The following is a 20,702-nucleotide window of genomic DNA, read 5'->3' as shown; positions in this document are numbered from 1 at the left end:
TACAGCCTTCCCGCCCCGGGTAAGGTGTTCGTGTCATAGGTCTTGTCAAACCCCGGTCCGTCTGTGCGGACTCCTGGGTCGCATACGCCATGGCCTGTTGACCAAGTATGTTGACGTATGCCGGACGAGCGTGGCGCTCGTGGGAGACTACTCCCCTAGGACGGAGCGGATTCTGCCTAGGCAAAATCCATTCGGCAAGCCTTCTTTTGGAAAAAGATCTCAGCCGCGCTTGGCACGGTAAATGCGAAAACCCTGACCTTCTGCCTTGATTGCGCACACGCCAAGATGCTCTTCGATCAGCGGCTGATACTTCAGGAAGCTGTTGGCGACCAAGCGAAGTTCGCCGCCTTTTGCCAGATGTTTGGCCGCTTTTCGTAGCAGGTTCTCGGTGGCGAAATAATCGGTGTGCACCCCGACGTGGAACGGCGGGTTACTCAGAATCGCGTTCAGATTCATCGGAGCAGCGTCGATGCCATCACCGGTCAACACCTCGGCTTCCAGGCCATTGGCCGCCAATGTCAGGCGACTGCTGGCAGCGGCAAAGGCATCCACGTCGAGCATTGTCACCGTGTTATGCGGGTAGCGACGCTTGACCGCTGCCCCGAGCACACCCGCGCCACAACCGAAATCCAGCAAGTGACCGCTCGGCAACTTGTCCAGATGCTCCAGCAGCAATGCGGTACCGCGATCCAGCCGACCGTGGCTGAACACGCCCGGCAGGCTCACCACCTTGAGCGGGCCCTCAGCCAGCGGCACCTCGAACACCTGCGCCAGGCTCTCCAGTTCTACCGGCTCGGGGGCGTTGGCCACCGTCACCAGCCACAACTGGCAGTGCCGCGCGTTGTCGAGCTTGCGCGGCTTGCCGAACGGATTCAGTTGCTTGGCCGCGCTTTCGATGCCGCCTTTCTTCTCCCCCACCAGGTACAACTCCTTGCCGGGCAAACGCGCCGCCACGGCATTGAGCAGGTAATCGGTGAGGTCCTTGGACTTGGGCAGGAACACCACCGCGGTCTCGAACGAACGCTCGGGCACGTTCACACCGAACTGGCTGCGCTCGGCAAAACGTGCGTCCAGCGCGGCCTGGTCGCCGGCGTGCCAGCTCCAGCCATGGGCATTGGGCAGGCGGCCCAGCAGGTCGTCGGCGGGCAAGCCCACCAGCAGCACGTCGCCTTGAAAAAGTTCGGCCTGGCGAAGCAGTACTTCACTGCGCGGATCCATGGTCTGCTCCTTGAAAAGGGGCGCAGTTTATCAACTGACGACGCGCAGCGGGGCGCCGCTGAAAAAGCCCTGAGCGTTTTCGATCAATTGGCCAACGATCCGCTGCCGGGCTTCGCGGCTGCCCCAGGCGTTGTGCGGGGTGACGATCAAGCGCGGGATGTCGCCGGCCAGCAGCGGGTTGCCGTTGACTGGGGGTTCGACACTCAACACATCGGTCGCCGCGCCGCCCAGATGACCGCTGCGCAGGGCATCGGCCAGGGCCTGTTCGTTGATCAAGCCACCACGGGCGGTGTTGACGATAAACGCGCCGGGCTTGAGCAAGGCGAGTTCACGGGCACCGATAAAGTCGCGGGTGTGTTCGTTGAGCGGGCAGTGCAGGGTCAGCGCGTCGACCTGCGCCAGCAACTCATCCAGCGGCACGCGATCGGCGCGGGCCGGGCGGCCTGGAATCGCACCCAGGATCACGCGCATGCCAAAGGCTTCAGCCAGGCGCGCAACGGCACCGCCCAATTCGCCATGGCCCAGCAGGCCGAGGGTTTTGCCTTCCAGCTCGACGATCGGATAGTCCAGCAGGCAGAACTGCTTGGCTTGTTGCCAGTGCCCCGCCTGCACATCCCGTTGATAGTCGTTCAGGCGCGTCGCCAGGTTCAGCAGCAGCATGATCGTATGCTGCGCCACCGATGGCGTGCCGTAACCCTGGCAATTGCTCACGGTAACGCCGTGGGCGCGGGCGGCAGCGAGGTCGACGTTGTTGGTGCCGGTGGCGGTCACCAGGATCAGCTTCAGCTCGGGGCAGGCCGCCAGGGTCTCGGCATTCAGCGCGATCTTGTTGCTGATCGCCACCTGCGCGCCTTGCAGGCGTTCGATAATGTTTTCGGGTGTGGTCTGCTGGTGCAGGCTCAGTTCGCTGAAGAGTGCCTGCAACCCGCTGAGGTCCAGGTCCCCGAGGTCCAGGGAAGGGTGATCAAGGAAGACGGCGCGGCGATTGTTCGTCATCAACTGTACCTTTTGCGGCGGGATTCGAAGGCGTAATCTGCCGAGCCTATCAGATGAAATAATCAGTTACTTCCTGGAGTGTGCATGTACCTCACCGAGTTCTTGACCGTGGCACTGATTCACCTGTTGGCGGTGGCCAGCCCTGGCCCGGATTTCGCCGTGGTGGTACGTGAAAGCGTGACCCATGGCCGACGGGCCGGCACCTGGACGGCGTTGGGCGTCGGTTCGGCGATTTTCCTGCACGTGGGGTATTCGCTGCTGGGCATCGGCTTGATCGTGTCCCAGTCCATCGTGCTGTTCAATGCGCTGAAATGGGCGGCGGCGGCCTACCTGCTGTACATCGGCTTCAAGGCCCTGCGCGCCCAGCCGGCCAAGCCTGCCAGTGAAGAAGACCTGCACCTGGAAGCGGGCGAGCGCACTGCCCGTGGTGCGTTTACCTCGGGTTTTGTCACCAATGGCTTGAACCCCAAGGCCACGCTGTTCTTCCTGTCGCTGTTCACCGTGGTGATCAATCCCCACACGCCGTTGGCGGTCCAGGCCGGTTACGGCGTGTACCTGGCCGTGGCGACCGCGATCTGGTTTTGCCTGGTGGCCATGCTGTTCAGCCAGCAACGCGTACGCGCCGGTTTTGCACGCATGGGCCACTGGTTCGACCGCACCATGGGCGCGGTGCTGATTGCCATCGGTGTGAAGCTGGCCTTTACCAGCATGAAATAAGCCGGATGCTGGCTCAAAGCTAGCATTCATTGGGTTCTGCAAATCATTCCTTTGGCTGATTTGGCTGAAACATAAGCGCTCTAAAGTGCAGATGTTTCAGCCAAGACCGTGCAGTCAGATAAGGGATTCGTATGTTGCAGACTCGTGTTATCCCGCCCGCCGAAGGCGCCTACCAATACCCGCTGTTGATCAAACGCCTGTTGATGTCCGGGACACGCTACGAGAAGACCCGGGAAATCGTCTACCGCGACCAGTTGCGCTACACCTATCCGACCCTGATCGAGCGCGTCGCCCGCCTGGCCAATGTGCTGACCGAGGCCGGGGTCAAGGCCGGTGATACCGTGGCCGTGATGGACTGGGACAGCCATCGCTACCTGGAATGCATGTTTGCCATTCCGATGATTGGTGCGGTGATCCACACCATCAACGTGCGCCTGTCCCCGGAACAGATTCTGTACACCATGAACCACGCCGAGGACCGCTTTGTGCTGGTCAACAGCGAGTTCGTGGGGCTCTACCAGGCCATCGCCGGCCACCTCACCACCGTCGACAAAACCCTGCTGCTCACCGACGGCGCGGACAAAACCGCCGAGCTGCCGAACCTGGTGGGTGAGTACGAAACATTGCTGGCGGCGGCGAGCCCCCGCTACGACTTCGAGGATTTCGACGAAAACTCCGTCGCCACCACCTTCTACACCACCGGCACCACGGGCTATCCCAAGGGCGTGTACTTCACCCACCGCCAACTGGTGCTGCACACCATGGGCGTGGCGACCATCATGGGCAGCGTCGACAGCGTGCGGCTGTTGGGCACCAACGACGTCTACATGCCGATCACTCCGATGTTCCACGTGCACGCCTGGGGCTTGCCGTATGTGGCGACCATGCTCGGCCTGAAGCAGGTTTATCCAGGCCGCTACGACCCCGAATACCTGGTGGAGCTGTGGCGCAAGGAGAAGGTCACCTTCTCCCATTGTGTGCCGACCATCCTGCAAATGGTGCTCAACGCCAAGGCCGGCCAGGGCGTGGATTTCGGCGGATGGAAAATCGTCATCGGTGGCAGCGCCCTCAATCGTTCGCTGTATGAAGCCTCCAAGGCCCGCGGGATTCAGCTGACGGCGGCGTACGGCATGTCCGAGACCGGGCCGCTGGTGTCCTGCGCCCACCTCAATGAAGAACTGATGGCGGGTACCGAAGACGAGCGCACCACTTACCGCATCAAGGCTGGCGTGCCCGGGCCATTGGTGGAAGCGGCGATCATCGATGGCGAGGGCAACTTCCTGCCCGCCGACGGTGAATCCCAGGGCGAGCTGGTGCTGCGCGCGCCATGGCTCAGCGAAGGCTATTTCAACGAGCCGCAGAAGGGCGCTGAGTTGTGGGCCGGCGGCTGGATGCACACCGGCGATGTGGCCACCCTCGATGCCTTCGGCGTGATCGATATCCGCGACCGCATCAAGGACGTGATCAAGACCGGCGGCGAGTGGATCTCCTCGCTGGCCCTTGAGGACCTGGTCAGCCGCCACCCGGCGGTACGCGAAGTAGCGGTGGTGGGGATTGCCGACCCGCAGTGGGGTGAGCGCCCGTTTGCGTTGCTGGTGGTGCGTGATGGCCATGTGATAGGGGCTAAGGAGCTCAAGGAACATCTCAAGCCATTCGTGGAATTGGGCCACCTGAGCAAGTGGGCGATTCCAAGCCAGATCGCCGTTGTTACGGAAATTCCCAAGACCAGTGTCGGCAAGCTCGACAAAAAACGTATCCGTATCGACATCATTGAATGGCAGGCCAACAACAGCACCTTCCTCTCCACCCTCTGACGCTGCTTGCCGTGCCCTCGCGGGCACGGCAGCGCTCTAGTCCAAGCCTTCACTTGTGATTTGCCAATTTTCAGCCATCCTTCCGTCGCTGACCTTCGTCAGCATGGCGAAAAGGACTGTGGCAGACGGGTTGGTGATGCAAATCACACTTTAGAGGGATCAAGCGGTACCCCCTGCTGGCTATAGTTCATCCCAGAGTTTTTCAAGGTGCGGTGCTGTGAACCTGGCGGGTTCATCTGTTCGCCCGGCATTGGAATCGTTGTATTCCGGCCGTTACAAGCCCTTAGAAACGACTCACTGCCATAACAATAATGCACATGGAGTAGCGTCGATGATTTCAGCACACCAGTTCTGGCGCCGGGCAAAACTGCCTTTGGCCGTCAGCCTCGCCTCTACGCTCGCCGGGCCTGCATTCGGCGTCAGTTTCAACATCGGTGAAATCGAAGGCAGCTTTGACTCGTCCCTGTCGGTCGGGGCCAGTTGGTCGACGGCGGGTCGCAATAAAGACCTGATCGGTGCCAACAACGGTGGCAGGGGGTTGTCGCAAACCTCGGATGACGGTCACCTGAACTTCGACAAGGGTGATTCCTTCTCGAAGATCTTCAAAGGCATTCATGACCTTGAGTTGAAATACGGCGACACCGGCGTGTTTGTCCGGGGCAAGTACTGGTATGACTTCGCGCTGCAAAACGAAGACCTGGACTTCAAGAATGTCAGCAACAACAACCGCAAAGAGGGCGCCAAGTCTTCTGGCGGGCAGATTCTCGATGCATTCATCTATCACAACTACACCATTGCTGATCTGCCAGGTAACGTGCGGTTCGGCAAGCAGGTGGTGAGTTGGGGTGAAAGTACCTTTATTGGTGGCGGTATCAACTCCATCAACCCGATCGACGTGTCCGCATTCCGTCGTCCCGGGGCCGAGATCAAGGAAGGCCTGATCCCGGTCAACATGTTCTATGTGTCGCAGACGCTGACCGATAACTTGTCGGCAGAAGCGTTCTATCAGTTGGAGTGGGACCAGACGGTGACCGACAACTGCGGGACGTTCTTCTCGCAGCCGGATGTGGTTTCCGATGGTTGTAACAACAACTTGCGGGTGCTGAACAAGCGCTCGACCATTCCAGGCGCTGCACTGCCTACCCTCAACGCCCTGGGCGTGGATGTGAACAACGAAGGTGTGCTGGTGCGCCGTGGGCCGGACCGTGACGCCCGCGACAGCGGCCAGTTCGGCGTGGCGATGCACTACAACTTCGAGCCGCTGGATACCGAGTTCGGCGCCTACTTCATGAACTACCACAGCCGTGCGCCGATCTTCAGTGCTCAAGGCGCTCCAGCTTCGGCCTACACGCGGCCTCTGGGGCCTTTGGGAGCACTGCGGCCGCTGATTGTCGCGGGCAGTTCCAATTACTTCATCGAATACCCTGAAGACATTCGTCTTTACGGCTTGAGCTTCTCCACCACGCTGCCTACCGGTACTGCCTGGAGCGGTGAGTTGAGCTATCGGCCAAATGCGCCAGTACAGTTAAGCACCACCGACATTCTTTATGCGGGTGTCACGCCGATTCCGGGCTACGGGAATGCCTCGGTGCTGAAGGGCACGCCAGGCCAGGATCTGCATGGCTACAATCGCAAGGAAGTGACGCAGTTCCAGACCACCTTTACGCACTTCTTTGATCAGGTCATGGGCGCCAGTCGTTTGACCACGGTCGGTGAAATTGGCGTGACCCACGTCGGTGGCCTGGAAAGCAAATCCGACGCACGTTATGGCCGAGATCCGGTCTTCGGTCCTGGCACGCTGCCAGGCGGGTTCTGTAACGCCCTTAACAACTCGACGGCCAACGGCGCCGGTCTGCCGAACGCCGCTGGCCTGAACACCAACTGCAACAACGACGGCTACACCACGGCCACCTCCTGGGGCTATCGCGCTCGTGCCATCTGGGAGTACCCGGACGTCTTCGCCGGTGTAAACCTCAAGCCCAACGTGGCGTGGTCCCATGACGTCAAAGGCTACTCGCCAGGTCCTGGCGGCAACTTTGAAGAGGGGCGCAAGGCCGTCAGCCTGGGTGTCGATGCCGAGTACCAGAACACCTACACCGTCAGCCTCAACTACACCAACTTCTTTGGCGGCAAATTCACCACGGTGGATGACCGTGACTTTATCGCCTTGAGCGCTGGCGTGAACTTCTAAGCACACTCTCTTTAAGCAGTATGTTTTAAGGAAGAACCAGAACATGAAAATAACTAAAAATCTGTTGCAGGTGGGTGTGCTGGGGCTGTCGATCATGGCGGGTAGCGTCATGGCGGCGGTCTCGGCGGATGAAGCCGCCAAGCTCGGCACGACCCTGACCCCGATGGGCGCTGAAATGGCCGGTAACGCGGCCGGCACCATCCCTAAATGGTCGCCGCTGCCAACCAACGCCGGTGCCGTGGATGCCCGTGGCTTCCTGGCCAACCCGTACGCCAGCGAACAACCGCAATTCACCATCACCGCGCAGAACGTCGAGCAGTACAAGGACAAGCTGGCACCGGGGCAGTACGCGATGTTCAAGCGCTACCCCGACACCTTCAAGATGCCGGTCTACCCGACCCATCGCGGCGCCACGGTGCCAGCTGATGTGTTCGCCGCCATCAAGAAAAACGCCACCAGCACCAACCTGGTGTCCGGCGGCAACGGCCTGGAAAACTTTGAAACCGCCGTACCGTTCCCGATTCCGAAAAGCGGCGTTGAAGTGATCTGGAACCACATCACCCGCTATCGCGGCGGCAGCGTGACCCGCCTGGTGACCCAGGCCACGCCGCAAACCAACGGCTCGTTCAGCCTGGTGTACTTCCGCGATCAGTTCGTGTTCCGCGACAAGATGAAGGACTACGACCCGAAAAACCCGGGCAACATCCTGTTCTACTTCAAGCAGCAAGTGACTGCGCCGGCACGTCTGGCCGGTGGTGTGCTGCTGGTGCACGAAACCCTCGACCAGGTGAAAGAGCCGCGTTCGGCGTGGGTCTACAACGCCGGCCAGCGTCGTGTGCGCCGGGCACCGCAAGTGTCGTATGACGGCCCGGGTACCGCCGCCGACGGCCTGCGTACCTCCGACAACCTCGACATGTTCAACGGTGCACCGGACCGCTACGACTGGAAACTGGAAGGCAAGAAGGAACTGTACATCGCCGAAAACAGCTACAAGCTTGACGATCCGAAGCTCAAGTATGTCGACATCATCAAGGCCGGCCACATCAACCAGGACCTGGCGCGCTACGAGCTGCGCCGCGTGTGGCATGTGGTTGCAACCCTGAAGGAAGGCCAGCGCCATATCTACGCCAAGCGTGACTTCTTCATCGACGAAGACACTTGGCAAGCCGCGGTCATCGACCACTACGACGGTCGTGGCCAGCTGTGGCGCGTGGCGGAAGCCCATGCCGAGAACTACTACGACAAGCAAGTGCCGTGGTACGCCCTCGAAACCCTCTACGACCTGCAGTCCGGCCGCTACCTGGCCCTGGGCATGAAGAACGAAGAGAAACAGGCCTATGACTTCGGCTTCACCGCCACCACCAGCGACTTCACCCCGGCGGCCCTGCGCCAGGATGGTGTTCGCTAACTTGCTGTAAACGAGGCCGCATCCTCGAAGAAGCCCCGACTGGTTCGGGGCTTTTTTTGGCCGGACCACCGTGGCGAGGGAACTTGCTCCCGCAGGGATGCGTAGCAGCCCCAAAAACGGGAGCGCTGCGCACTCCAGCGGGAGCAAGCTCCCTCGCCACAGAGTGTCGGTCGTTACAGAAGAAGTCCGGATATTTTTTGTTGTAGTCTTTTTCAGACAAATGTTGCAAAGATCTACAAAGCTGCCGCTTTTACCGCTAGTCTGCGGACATCTGCAATGCCGACAACAGCCTTCTACAAGAGCCCGGCGATGACTGATCTGTCCCGAATTCAAGGGCCTGCCAGCGCGGTGATTCCGACCCTGGAAGGGCGCTTCTATCGACCCCCACTGCCTGACGGCTATGTGTTGCGACCGCGCCTGTGCGAACGGCTGAGTGAAGGTTTGGCCGGGCGTCTGTTGCTGGTCAGCGCCCCGGCCGGGTTCGGCAAGAGTTCGCTGGCGGTGGAGTTCTGCCAGAGCCTGCCGGCCCACTGGCAAAGCCTGTGGCTGGGGCTCAGTCCTCGCGATAATGACCCGGGACGTTTCCTTGAACGCCTGCTCGACGGCTTGCAGCAATACTTCCCGCAGTTGGGCGCCCAATCCCTGGGCCTGCTGAAAATGCGCCAGCGTCACCAACCCTTCGCCTTTGAAGAATGGCTCGACGGCCTGCTGGATGAGCTGACGGTGCACCTGTCGACCCAGGCGCCGCTGTTGCTGGTGCTGGATGACTACCATCTGGCCCAGGGCCCGGTACTCGACCGCTGCCTGCAATTTTTCCTCAATCATCTGCCCGACGGCCTGCTGGTGCTGGTCACCAGCCGCCAGCGTCCCGACTGGCACCTGGCCCGCCTGCGCCTGTCCCGGCATTTGCTGGAACTGCACGAGCAGGACCTGCGCCTGACTCACGGCGAATCCCTGGCGCTGCTGGATCGCCACAGCAGTTCATTGCGTGGTGAAGCCCTGGATAACCTGATCCGGCGCAGCGAAGGCTGGGTGGCCGGCCTGCGTTTCTGGCTGCTGGCGGCTTCCGAGGCCGGCAGCGAAGGTACGCTGCCCCAGGGTTTGCACGGCGGGGAAGGGCTGATCCGCGATTACCTGCTCGAAGAAGTCATCGACTGCCTGCCCTCGGAAGTCCAGGCGTTCCTCTACGACACCGCGTCCCAGGAGCGCTTTTGCAGCGAGCTGTGCGACGCCGTGCGCGAGGCCCACGACAGCACGGAGATCCTGCGCTACCTGCAAGCCCACCAGGTATTCCTGGTGCCGCTGGACGAGCAGGGCCATTGGTACCGTTATCACCATCTGTTTTCCGACCTGCTGCGCACCCGGCGCGCGAGCAATGCCGTGTTGCCGGCAGCCAGCCTGCACCTGCGGGCCTGCCGCTGGTTCAATGCCCAGGGCTTGATCGACGAGGCAGTGGAGCAGGCGCTGCGTGCGGGTCACCTGGATGTGGCGGCAAACCTGGTGCAGAACCTGTCCGAAGAGCAACTGCTGGCGGAGCAGAATGTCGGCATGCTGCTGCGCTGGAAAATGGACTTGCCCGACAGTTTGCTGATGAGTACGCCACGCCTGATCGTGCTCTACAGCTGGGCGTTGGGCCTGGCCTGCCAGCTGGATGCGGCGCAGGAACTGGCCAGCCACCTCAGCCGTTTTTTACCGGCCCCGTCGGCCACCGCGCAAAAGTCGATGCTGGCGCAATGGCTGGCCCTCAGCGGGATTATTGCCCGGGGCCGTGGTGATCGTGAGCTGACCCAGTCGTATTGCAGCGAGGCTCTGGAAAGCCTGCCGCACAAACGCTATGGCCAGCGGTTGATGTGCCTGTCGACCCTGTCCAACCTGGCCATTGTCGACGCCGACCTGTGGCGCGCCCGCGGCCTGAACCGCGAATCCCTGGAGTTGGCGCAGCGGGTCGGCAATCCATTGTTCGAAGCGCTGGCCCATTACGACCGAGCGCGTGTACTGCAGGCCCGTGGCGAGATCCTGCGGTCGCTGGATGAAGTGCGCCAGGGCCTGCAACGTTTGCAAGGCCTGGCGCCGCAACGGCTGTACGCAGTGCGCGCGCGCCTGGCGTTGTACGAAGGCTATTTGCTGCTGATGCGCTGCCAGCCTGAAGCCGGGCTCGCTCGGCTGCGTGCCGGGTTGACGGAGGCGCGAGCCTGTCGGGATATCAGCGTGTTGATTGGCCACTGTGTGATCGCCAGCTTCGAAGGTCGCCGTGGCGACTTCTCCGTGGCCTTTGCCGAACTGGCCGAGGCCGAGCGCCTGATGCATATCTGGGACGTGCCGCCGATTTTCTATCTGGCGATGATCACCCTGGTCAAATGCGAGCTATGGCTGGCTCAGGGGCGCACCGACCTGGCCGATGCCTGGCTGACGCGGCTGGGGCAAACCTACAACGGTGAACAGGCCGCTGCCGCACCGGAGTTCCACCCGCACCTGCCGCAACATATCGAGTTGCAACAGGCGGCACTCGACGCCATCCGTCATCAGCCGGCGGCTTCACTGCAACGGCTCGACGAACTGGCACGCCAGGCCCATAACAGCGGCCGGCAGATGATCAGCCTGATGGCGCTGACCCAGCAGGCACTGTTACTGCTGGACGGTGGCCAGGAAGCCCAGGCCCGCCCGGTGTTTGCCCGCGCGCTTGAAGCGGCTGCCGGTGGCGCGATGCAACCTTTCCAGCGCCTGTTGGAACGCTATCCCGAGTGGACGCGGGAGCAGCTGTCTCGGGATCCCCATGGACTGTTGAACCAGGGCCTGCTGGCACTCTTGCCGGATGTTGCAGTAGTTGAAACCCCACACACACTGGAGACCCTGAGCACCCGTGAACTGGCGGTGCTGCACCTGATCGCACAGGGTTGTTCAAACCAGGAGATCAGCAATCAGCTGTTTATCTCCCTGCACACCGTGAAAACCCACGCCAGCCATATCAACAGCAAGCTCGGGGTGGAGCGGCGCACACAGGCGGTGGCGCGGGCGCAGGAGATGGGATTGCTGGGGTAGAAACCTGGATCAATGGGATCGAAAGCCCCAGACGATTTCCACCACGCGGGCTGCCACCAGCACATAGATCAGGATAAGCAGCAGCTGAAGGACCAGGTGATAACGCAGCTTGGCGAGCCGGCGGATGCCATCGCTCACATTCAGCACCATCAGCAAGCTTGAGACCACGATCAAGCCCCACCCGGCCACGCTTGACGCCAGGATGCCGAGGAACAGCTCATGTTTCCCGGCCAGTGCGTTGGTGCCCGCAGCAAACAACAGCGCGCATACCAGCAGGTTCTTCACATTGTCGAAGACCTGGGTGCTGAAGTCATTCTCCAGCAGTTGCTGATACCACTTCCAGAATGTGCGCATGGCTCGATCCCCTGGATCAATGTTTACCGCACGGCGGGGCACTCACTCGATGACTTGTCGGCGGCCTGGCTGAGCAGCGCGGCAAACCGCTTGACGTTGTTTTGCTGCGCGATCACCAGGTCGTCAATGGTCGGGCCGGATGGCGACTGCACCACCGTGCGACACGTCAGCGGCGTGCGTTCGTCCGTGCCCGTCTGGCGAAGCCGCCATTTGACGTCGAGCAGGGCGTACTGCCCGGGGATCGAGTCAAAGCGCTGGACCTCAATGCGCACCGCCAGGTTTTTCCGGCTGCTGGCGAGTTGATCCACCAGCGCGCTGCGCAACTCATCCACCAGGCTGGCAGCCCACCATTGCGTCTCGAGAATGGCCACGCCGCTGTCACCCTGGCGGATGACAATCTGTGGCCGGTCGACCTGTGGCGGGACCGTGATGCTTTCAATCCGGATCTCGCCCCCCGCGGCCAATGACGCATTGCTGCGCTGCACCGGCGTCAGGGTATGAAATTGAATGGGCTCACTGCGGCACGCCGTCAGCAGCAGCAACCCGGTGAGCAGCGTGATCTTCAGCGGCAAAGCCATGGTGGTTGCTCCTGTGGTCATTTGCGCGGTGGCCCTTGCAGGTCGGAGGGCGCGGCGTTGTCGGGGCGACCGCGAATCAGCGATTCGGGATGGCGTGCCAGGTAGTCCGACAGCTCTCGCAGGGAGCGCGACATGCGGCTCAGTTCGTCCAGGGTCTGGGTCAACTGTTCCCGTTGCGGCGAATCCTCGGCCAGGGTCGAACTGGCGGATTGCAGGGTTTTACTCACGTCGGCCAGCGTGTTTTGCACCCCCGGCAGTGTCTTGGCGTTGAACTGGCCGAGACCCTTGCGCAGTTCCACCAGGCTGCCGTCGAGGTTGCCGGCAATTCGCTCGATCGGCAGCTGGTTGATCTTGTTGACGATGCCTTCGAGTTTTTCCTGCAGTTGTTCCAGGTTGCCGGGGATGGTCGGAATACTGACGGGGCGCAGGTTCGGGTCAAACACGACTTTGTCGGCCTTGGGGAAGAAGTCCAGGGCGATATAGAGCTGGCCAGTGAGCAGGTTGCCGCTGCGGGCCTGGGCGCGCAGGCCGTGTTCGATGAAGCTGCCTATCAGGCGCACACCGCCGGCTTCGTCGTTGGGGTCATGCTTCAAGACCGTGAGCATTTTGGTGTTGGCTTCGCCGAGGCGCTGCGGGTAAATCACGATGCCGACGTTGACCGGGAAGCTGCGTTTTTTCTCGTCGAAATCCAGGTTGATCGACACCACTTTGCCGAATTCGATACCCAGGAACTCCACTGGCGCACCCACCGTAAGCCCGCGCAAGGCCTGGTCGAACCGCAGGTTCAGGTATTGCGCCTTGCCATTGGGCGGGGCCAGCGCGGTTTGCTGGTCGGCGAACAGTTCATAGGAGTGTTCTTCGTCGGCCGGCTTGTCGTTGGGGCTGTAGGGCGGGGCGAGGAAGGCGATGCCGCCCACCAGCATGGACGACAAGGATTCGGTTTTCAGCGCAAACCCGTTGGCGCCGACACTCACATCAATCCCGCTGGCGTTCCAGAACCGGGTGTTCTCGGTGACGTAGGCGTCATTGGGTGCATGCACGAACACGTCGATGTTCACGCCCTTGCCGTCAGCGTCCAGGGCATAGGCCACCACCTGGCCAACGGGAATCTTGCGGTAGTACACGGGGGAGCCGATATCCAGCGAACCCAGATCCTGGGTGTGCAGCGTGAAGCGCTTGCCCGGTTCGCCATAGGTAATGGGCGGCGGGTTTTCCAGGCCGGTGAACCGGTTGGCGCGGGTATCGGACTGGCCGATATCGGCGCCGATGTAATCCCCGGAGAGCAGCGTGTCGATACCGGAAACGCCGCCGGCGCCGATACGTGGGCGCACCACCCAGAACTGCGAGTCTTCACGGGTGAAGCTTTCAGCCTGTTTGGACAGTTTGATCGTGGCGTTGACGCTTTTCTGATCGTCGCTCAACTCCACATCAGTCACCTGGCCGATCACCACGTTGCGGTATTTCACGTCGGTCTTGTTGGCGGTCAGGCCGCTGCCGGTCTTGAAGGTAATGGTAATGCTCGGCCCTTGCTGAAGGATGCTGTGCACCACCAGCGAAATGCCCACCAGCACCGCGACAATCGGCACGATCCACACCAGCGAGACGCTGAAGCGCCGCGTCTTGATCGCAGGCGAGCCCGCAGGCTGCGGTTTGTCAGTGGTTTGCGACGCCATCCGGCATCTCCTCGTTGTGTGGGTTTTCCCAGATCAGGCGCGGGTCGAAACTCATGGCCGAGAGCATGGTGAACACCACCACCAGGCCAAAGAACAGAATGCCCAGGCGCGGCTCGATGGTGCCCAGGGCCTGGAAACGCACCAGGGCGGCCACCAGCGCCACCACGATCACATCCAGCATCGACCAGTAGCCAATCACTTCGACGAAGCGAAACAGCTTCGAGCGCTCCTTGCGTGCCCACTGGTTATTGCGTTGCACGGTAACCAGCAGCAACGTCAGCGCGACGAACTTGATGCCCGGCACCGCGATGCTGGCGATGAAAATGATCAGGGCAATGTCCCAGGCGCCATGCTGCCAGAACTCCAGCACGCCGCTCATGATGGTGCTGTCGGCGCCGGAGCCGAGCATTGAGGTATTCATCACCGGCAGTAGATTGGCGGGCACATAAAACGCCAGCGCCGTCAGCATGTAGGCCCAGGTACGGGTCAGCGAATGGACCTTGCGCCGGTGCAGCGGCGCGCCGCAACGCTCGCATTCGTCGGGCGCGGTGCTGACGTCGCAAGCCTGGCCGCAGCTGTGGCACAGGCACAGGTTCAGCTCGCTGGCGGTCGGTGGACGGCTCATAAGATGTCCCACAGGTCGCGAATATCACGCCCGGCAATGCGGATCAGCAACAGGCTGAGGGCGGCCAGGGCAAACAGGCCGGTGCCGGGCAATACATCCAGCATGCCGGCGAGTTTGAACACCGCCACCATGGCGCCCAGCAGGCAGACTTCGAGCATGCTCCAGGGCCGAAGCGCTTCGAGCCAGCGCATGCACAGCTTGAACGCCGGCGAGCGTTGGCCCTTCATCGCAAAGCCCAGCACCCAGATCAACAGCAGCAACTGGAACACCGGCGCGATGATGATGGAAATCGCCGCCACCAGCGCGATGAAGGTGATCGGGCCCTGGGCCAGTGCGACCACCGAATCCCATAACGTGGCGCTGCTTTTCAGGCCTTGCAGGCTGATGCTCATCACCGGGTAGAAGTTGGCGAAAATCCACAGCACGGTGGCGGTCAGGGTCAGGGCCAGGCGTTGTTCCACCGACAGCCCGTTATAACGCTGGAGTACGCCTGCGCAGCGGGTGCAAAGGGTCTTCTGATGTTTGGCGAGCGCGACTTTTTCGTACACGCAATCGCAGTGTTCGCAGATGATCAATGGGCTGAGGGTCGCCATAAGTCCCACTCCATGCGCTATACGTTGCGCGTTGTATGACTGGCGCCAGAGTAGCTTAGCAGTTGCCGGGTTTGACAGCCGTGCGCTCGCGAGCGCTTTCGGATCGGGTGCAGGGTCGAACATACTGTGCGCCGGAATGCAGTACAAAAGAGTGTGCCTTTGAATTTGCAGGAATACCCATGAATATTCAGTCTCCCGCGCTGATCCGCGAAACGTTCCCGGTAGGCCCGTTGCAGTGCAACTGCACGATCATCGGCGACCCCGTCACCAAAAAAGCCATCGTCGTCGACCCGGGCGGCAACCATGAGCTGATCCTGGCGCGCCTCGATGCGCTGGGCCTGAAAGTGGTCAGCATTATTCACACCCACGCCCATCTCGATCACTTCCTGGCCTCCGGGCAGTTGAAGGAAAAAACCGGCGCTACCCTGCACCTGCACAAGGAAGACCAGTTTCTGTGGGACAACCTGGAAATGCAGTGCCAGATGTTCCGCGTGCCTTACACGCCAGTGCCGTCGCCGGATCGTTGGCTGGAGGATGAAGAAGAGCTGGCCTGTGGTTGCGGGGTTGCCTTGCATACACCTGGACACACACCCGGCTCGATGAGTTTCTGGTTCGCCGATGCGAAGTTGCTGATTGCCGGCGATACCCTGTTTCGGCGCGGCGTGGGCCGTACGGATTTGTGGGGCGGTGACCAGGCGACCATCGTGCGCTCGATCAAGCAACGGCTCTACACCCTGGATGAGGCGGCGGTGGTGGTGACAGGGCACGGTCCGGACACGCGTCTGGGAGATGAAATGCGTGAGAATCCGTTTGTCCGCGCGTGAAGAAAAATGTGGGTAGTTTTTCGGATACCAAGTGGCAACTATCAGACGAAACATATAGAGAAAATGACAATTACCGTTCAGGAAGTCTCTGCTAGGGTTTGAGTGTGGCCGGGCTTGTGTGGAGATGGAATTTTTACCGTTTGTCGTGTTCCAAGCTCGGCACAGGTCCAATGCCAATGTCCTCTGCATCACCGAATGCAAAAGTAGGAGCTTCCTTCATGTTCACTTCTCGTCGTCTGCTTGTTGTTGCTACTGCCGTAGCCCTGTTGTCGGGCTGCGCTTCACCTAATCCTTATGACGGCAGCCAGGCACAGGGTGGTGGCTCTTCCGGTGTGAGCAATACCGCCAAGTATGGTGGCCTGGGCGCCCTGGCTGGTGCGTTGGCGGGTGCAGCCATCGACCACAACAACCGCGGCAAGGGTGCGTTGATCGGCGCTGCCGTCGCCGGTATCGGTGGTGCGGGCTACGGCTACTACGCCGACCAGCAGGAAAAGAAACTGCGTGCCAGCATGGCCAACACCGGTGTCGAAGTGCAGCGCCAGGGCGACCAGATCAAGCTGATCATGCCGGGTAACATCACCTTCGCCACCAACTCGGATGCGATCTCCAGCAGCTTCTACACGCCGCTGAACAACCTGGCGAACTCGCTGAAGCAGTTCAACCAGAACACCATCCAGATCGTTGGCTACACCGACAGCACCGGCAGCCGTCAGCTCAACATGGACCTGTCCCAGCGTCGTGCGCAGAGCGTGGCCAATTACCTGACCTCCCAAGGTGTCAGCCCGACCAACCTGAGTGCCCGCGGTGCCGGCCCGGATAACCCGATCGCCAGCAACGCCGATGTCAATGGCCGTGCCCAGAACCGTCGTGTGGAGGTCAACCTGGGCCCGATCCCTGGCCAGCAGTACGGTCAGCCGGCCGCCCAGCAGCAACAGGCGCCGCAGCAGAACAACCAGTTCCAGGGCAACCCGTACCAGCAGTACCAGTAACCTGTAGTCAATAAAAAGGGCGCCGTGCAATCCATGCACGGCGCCCTTTTTTGTGGCTGACGGTAAATCAGTCGATGTATTCGAACAGCTTCACGATCTTCTGTACGCCGGACACACTTTGTACCAGGTTGGCGGCGCGGGTGGCTTCTGCCTGGGTCAGCAGGCCCATCATGTAGACGATGCCGTTGTCGGTGACGATCTTGATCCGAGAGCCGGGAATGGCGCTGTCGGTCAGCATCTGCGTCTTGATCTTGGTGGTCAGCAGGGCGTCGTTGCTGATAGCCAGCAGGGTGATCGGCTCCATCACCTGCAGTTCGTTGTGAACCTTCTTGACCCGCTGCACAGTGGCGGCAGCTTGTTCAGCCTGGGCCTTCAAGTCGGCGCGCGGGGTTTGGCCGGTGAGCAGCACCACGCCGTTGAAGCTGACGACCACGATGCGCGACGCGCCGTTGCCCAGGTCTGGAGCGGCCTTGGACACGTTGACGGAAACCTTGGTCTCGATCAGTGAGTCATCGATTTTGCTGCCGAAAGTGCGGGTGCCTTTATCGTCCTGGATGGGCGTGTCGCGGCTCGCTTCGATTACCGAGCTGCAGCCGCTGATGCCTAGGCACAGCGTGATTGCCAATAGGCTAAGGCGTTTAACGGTCATTCTTCACTCCCGAACAGTTGGCTGTCGATCAGATCGCACAGGCAGTGGATCGCCAGCAGGTGGACTTCCTGGATACGTGCGGTGACATTGGCCGGGACGCGGATTTCCACGTCTTCGGGCAACAGCAGCGAGGCCATGCCGCCGCCGTCGCGTCCGGTCAATGCTACGACAATCATTTCACGATCATGTGCGGCCTGGATCGCTTGAATAATATTCGCCGAGTTACCGCTGGTGGAGATCGCCAGCAGTACGTCCCCCGGCTGGCCAAGGGCGCGGATTTGTTTGGAGAAGATTTCGTTGTAGCTGTAGTCGTTGGCGATCGAGGTGATCGTCGAGGTGTCGGTGGTCAGGGCGATGGCCGGCAGGCTCGGGCGCTCACGCTCGAAGCGGTTGAGCAGCTCGGAGGAGAAATGCTGGGCATCGCCGGCCGAACCGCCGTTGCCGCACGAAAGCATTTTGCCTTCGTTGAGCAAGGCGTTGACCATGACCTGACTGGCTTGCTCGATGTGCGGTGCAAGTACGTCCATCGCCTGTTGCTTGGTATCGATACTGGCCTGGAAAAGCTGGCGAATTCGGGATTGCATGTCCATCTGTGTGACCTTAAGTAGCGCGGCTGTTTGGCACAGGAATGTGCAGCCCGCAAAGCAAAGAGCAAAAGTGTGCGGTGTAGATGTCCGGCGAATCAGCTGTCAAAGGCATCTTGCAGCCAGTTCAGATCGGCTGTTCCCCGGGGAGTGCTTTCTATGGCAACCACATCGAAACGGCAGGGATGATCGGCCCAGCGACGCTCCTTGAGCAGGAAAAACTGCGCGGCGAGTATCAACTTCTGGCGCTTGCGCCCGTCGATACTGGCGAGCGCGCCACCCCATTGTGCGTGTTTTCTGTAGCGGACTTCGACAAATACTACTGTATCGCCGTCAAGCATGACCAGATCAAGCTCGCCGCGTTTGCATAACCAGTTCTGCGCCAGGAGGCGCAGACCTTGTTGTTGCAGGTACTCGAGAGCTTGAAGTTCGGCGTCCTTGCCGCTTTGTGCGCTTGACCGCTCGGGCATCAGCGCGGGGTATCAGGCAGGCGCTGGATCTCGCCACCGACGAACTTCGCCCATGGCATCTGGCGGTCGACACGCTGGCTGGCGCTGACGCCCAGGTTGCCCGACAGGCCGTCGACACGAGTGTCCGGCAGTGCCTTGAGCTGCCCCAGGCGCGGCGCCAGGCGGTAGGCATCCACACCCATCGCATAAAGACGGCCAAGGCTGCCGTTGGCTTGTGGCCATTGGGCAGCGACCTGGTTGCGCAGCGGGTCGGTGGTGTTCAGCAGCCAAGGGGTTTCGCAGAACATCACGTTGGTCATGTCCAGGTACTGGTTCTTGTCGCCACTGGCGCTGAACACGTGGGACGTCGCATACACCGGCACGTCGCCAGCGTATTGGAAGTTCAGGGTCGGCTTGATCTGCTGGGCCAGTTGCGGAGTCACGGCCAGGAAGATGAACTCGATGTCCTGGCGGCGCGATGGCTGGGCGGAAACATCCGAACCTACCGTGCTTTGCAGGCTCTTGGCGCGGCCTTCGCTCTTGCGCAGCTGGAACAGGTCGGCAATCTGCTGGGCCAGGGCTACCGGCTGGTCAACGTACTCGACGCCCACCACGGTGCCGCCATTGGCTTCCCAATCCTGACGGAATGCCTTGTAGACGCGCTCGCCCCATTCGCCTTTCGGCACCATGGCGGCGGCGCGGTGCAGGCCATCGGCGCGAGCACGACGGGACACTTCACGGGCCTCGTCTTCAGCGGCCAGGCCAAACTGGAACAGTTGCGCCGGGTTCTGGTCGGCTTCGCTGTAGTTCAGGGCCAGGGTGGTGATCGGCAATTGCGGGCGTGCGCTGAGTTGCTTGACCAGCGGTTTCTCCAGCGGGCCGACCACCAGTTGCACGCCGGCGGCCTGGGCCTTGGCGTAGAAGTCGTCGATGGAGGTCAGGCGCGAGCTGTCGTAGAACTCGATCACCGGCGGCTTCTGCCCGGCTTGTTCAGCCTGGTAGTGCGCGGCCATGAAGCCTTCGCGCAGCGCCTTGGCAACGCCGGCCAGCGGACCTTCCTGCGGCAGCAGCAGGGCGATCTTGTTCAGCGGCTGGCTGGCCAGTTCCTTGAGCTTGGTCAGCGGCTGCGGCAATTGCGAAGCTGCCGGGTGGCCAGGGTTCTGGGCGCGCCAGGTGTCGATGGCCGCCTGCTGTTGCTCCAGAGTGCCGGCGCCCTTGACTGCCTGGGCCAGGCTGATCCAGCCGTCCAGCGTCGGGTTGCCGCTGGCTTGCAGCTGATCGGCAGGCAAGGCGGCAATCAGTGCCCAGATGGCTTCGTGATTGCTGTTGTAGGCATCGCCCGTCAGCAGCGGGGCCATGGCGACGCGCTCGCGGGCGGCGGCCAGGGTCTGGCCGTCGGCCTCATAGGCGCGGGCATGCACGGTGCCCGTGCGGATCTGCTGTTCAGGCGGCAGTTCCTTGAGGCTTTGCAGGCTCGGGTGATTCAAGGCCGTCAACGCTGCCTTGGGCTGGTTGCGGGCCATCGCCAGTTCAGCCGACAGGGTGCTGGCAAATACCTGCGCCGCCGGTTTCAGGACGTCCAGTGGCACCTGGGCAAGAATCTGCGCCGAGCGTCCCGGATTGTTTTGGTGGAACGCCAGGTCAGCCGCACTCAAGCGCAACAGCGCGGCTTTTTCCGGAGTCTTGGCCGAAGTCGCCTGTTCGAGCAGTTGCTCGATGCTGGCATCCGGAGTCCGGGGGAGGTCGCCAAGGCTGGACGAGGGCGAGCTGGCGCAAGCCGCCAACAGGGCAGCGAGGCAGAGGGCAGAGAACAGCCGCAGGCAAGCGATCATGTAAGTGTTCCTGATACCGATCAAATTAGCGTGGAATTGTACCCAAGCACTGGCCGGGGCGCGATGTTACTGGCGTGAAACCGTCTATTTAGGTCGTGTAAATGTTGCAGGACCCAATACGCGGCTGAAATCGAACCCGCCCCGAGGGCATATATTCAAGGCGTCTACG

Annotated in this window: 18 protein-coding genes and 1 riboswitch; of the genes, 7 read left to right on the top strand and 11 right to left on the bottom strand. The window is 61.3% G+C overall.

The window, feature by feature from the left end; genetic code table 11:
* Positions 1-48 precede the first annotated feature (48 nt).
* Positions 49-168, bottom strand: a riboswitch (yybP-ykoY riboswitch).
* 51 nt (positions 169-219) lie between these two features.
* Positions 220-1,218, bottom strand: coding sequence for a class I SAM-dependent methyltransferase (locus HX805_RS10990; protein ID WP_008434258.1), 999 nt, complete (start codon positions 1,216-1,218; stop codon positions 220-222).
* A gap of 30 nt (positions 1,219-1,248) precedes the next feature.
* Positions 1,249-2,214, bottom strand: a complete 966-nt coding sequence (locus HX805_RS10985; RefSeq protein ID WP_003216168.1) for a 2-hydroxyacid dehydrogenase — start codon at positions 2,212-2,214, stop codon at positions 1,249-1,251.
* Positions 2,215-2,298: 84 nt separating this feature from the next.
* On the opposite strand from HX805_RS10985, the gene HX805_RS10980 reads away from it, so the two are divergent.
* The 5 genes from HX805_RS10980 to HX805_RS10960 all read left to right on the top strand — a co-directional run bounded on the left by HX805_RS10980 (position 2,299) and on the right by HX805_RS10960 (position 11,383).
* Positions 2,299-2,931: a LysE family translocator gene (locus tag HX805_RS10980; RefSeq protein WP_003216169.1), complete on the top strand. Its 633-nt coding sequence runs from the start codon at positions 2,299-2,301 to the stop codon at positions 2,929-2,931.
* Between the two features lie 131 nt (positions 2,932-3,062).
* Positions 3,063-4,745: a fatty acid--CoA ligase gene (locus HX805_RS10975; RefSeq protein ID WP_177080099.1), complete on the top strand. Its 1,683-nt coding sequence runs from the start codon at positions 3,063-3,065 to the stop codon at positions 4,743-4,745.
* 331 nt (positions 4,746-5,076) lie between these two features.
* Entirely contained in the window at positions 5,077-6,936 is a 1,860-nt protein-coding gene (locus tag HX805_RS10970) for a DUF1302 domain-containing protein (RefSeq protein WP_008434252.1), read from the top strand.
* 43 nt (positions 6,937-6,979) lie between these two features.
* Positions 6,980-8,344 (top strand): DUF1329 domain-containing protein, encoded by a 1,365-nt coding sequence (locus HX805_RS10965; protein ID WP_008434250.1) that lies wholly within the window; start codon positions 6,980-6,982, stop codon positions 8,342-8,344.
* A gap of 309 nt (positions 8,345-8,653) precedes the next feature.
* Positions 8,654-11,383, top strand: coding sequence for a LuxR C-terminal-related transcriptional regulator (locus HX805_RS10960; RefSeq protein WP_177040262.1), 2,730 nt, complete (start codon positions 8,654-8,656; stop codon positions 11,381-11,383).
* 9 nt (positions 11,384-11,392) lie between these two features.
* Here HX805_RS10960 and HX805_RS10955 read toward each other — a convergent pair whose 3' ends face one another.
* The 5 genes from HX805_RS10955 to HX805_RS10935 are packed head-to-tail and all read right to left on the bottom strand — an operon-like array spanning position 11,393 to position 15,206.
* Entirely contained in the window at positions 11,393-11,737 is a 345-nt protein-coding gene (locus HX805_RS10955) for a hypothetical protein (protein WP_003216175.1), read from the bottom strand.
* A gap of 23 nt (positions 11,738-11,760) precedes the next feature.
* Positions 11,761-12,315, bottom strand: a complete 555-nt coding sequence (locus tag HX805_RS10950) for a membrane integrity-associated transporter subunit PqiC (RefSeq protein WP_008434246.1) — start codon at positions 12,313-12,315, stop codon at positions 11,761-11,763.
* Positions 12,316-12,332: 17 nt separating this feature from the next.
* Positions 12,333-13,988, bottom strand: a complete 1,656-nt coding sequence (locus HX805_RS10945; protein WP_003216179.1) for an intermembrane transport protein PqiB — start codon at positions 13,986-13,988, stop codon at positions 12,333-12,335.
* Positions 13,969-14,613 (bottom strand): paraquat-inducible protein A, encoded by a 645-nt coding sequence (locus HX805_RS10940; RefSeq protein WP_003216181.1) that lies wholly within the window; start codon positions 14,611-14,613, stop codon positions 13,969-13,971. Before HX805_RS10940 ends, HX805_RS10945 begins: the two co-directional genes overlap by 20 nt.
* Positions 14,610-15,206 carry a paraquat-inducible protein A gene (locus HX805_RS10935; protein ID WP_008434242.1) on the bottom strand — a complete coding sequence of 199 codons (597 nt, stop codon included), beginning with the start codon at positions 15,204-15,206 and terminating at the stop codon, positions 14,610-14,612. Before HX805_RS10935 ends, HX805_RS10940 begins: the two co-directional genes overlap by 4 nt.
* Positions 15,207-15,385: 179 nt before the next feature.
* Between HX805_RS10935 and HX805_RS10930 the strand changes: the two genes are divergently transcribed.
* Positions 15,386-16,030 (top strand): MBL fold metallo-hydrolase, encoded by a 645-nt coding sequence (locus tag HX805_RS10930; protein WP_003216184.1) that lies wholly within the window; start codon positions 15,386-15,388, stop codon positions 16,028-16,030.
* Positions 16,031-16,248: 218 nt separating this feature from the next.
* Positions 16,249-17,019 (top strand): OmpA family protein, encoded by a 771-nt coding sequence (locus HX805_RS10925; RefSeq protein WP_032899265.1) that lies wholly within the window; start codon positions 16,249-16,251, stop codon positions 17,017-17,019.
* A gap of 67 nt (positions 17,020-17,086) precedes the next feature.
* Here the strand turns inward: HX805_RS10925 and HX805_RS10920 are convergent, their stop codons facing one another.
* From HX805_RS10920 to HX805_RS10905, 4 genes are all read right to left on the bottom strand, one after another.
* The gene (locus tag HX805_RS10920; RefSeq protein WP_087692852.1) at positions 17,087-17,668 is read right to left on the bottom strand and encodes a BON domain-containing protein; all 582 of its coding nucleotides are present in this window, start codon (positions 17,666-17,668) and stop codon (positions 17,087-17,089) included.
* Positions 17,665-18,258, bottom strand: coding sequence for a phosphoheptose isomerase (locus tag HX805_RS10915; protein WP_003216190.1), 594 nt, complete (start codon positions 18,256-18,258; stop codon positions 17,665-17,667). The genes HX805_RS10920 and HX805_RS10915 overlap by 4 nt, the downstream gene beginning before the upstream one ends.
* A gap of 92 nt (positions 18,259-18,350) precedes the next feature.
* Positions 18,351-18,722, bottom strand: coding sequence for a YraN family protein (locus HX805_RS10910; RefSeq protein WP_076014393.1), 372 nt, complete (start codon positions 18,720-18,722; stop codon positions 18,351-18,353).
* Entirely contained in the window at positions 18,722-20,533 is a 1,812-nt protein-coding gene (locus tag HX805_RS10905; RefSeq protein WP_008434234.1) for a penicillin-binding protein activator, read from the bottom strand. The genes HX805_RS10910 and HX805_RS10905 overlap by 1 nt, the downstream gene beginning before the upstream one ends.
* Positions 20,534-20,702: the final 169 nt, after the last annotated feature.

This window comes from Pseudomonas sp. G5001 (assembly GCF_013385475.1).
GTDB lineage: Bacteria > Pseudomonadota > Gammaproteobacteria > Pseudomonadales > Pseudomonadaceae > Aquipseudomonas.
The sequence above is the reverse complement of the archived record's forward strand: the minus strand, read 5'-3'. Positions and strand labels throughout refer to the sequence as shown.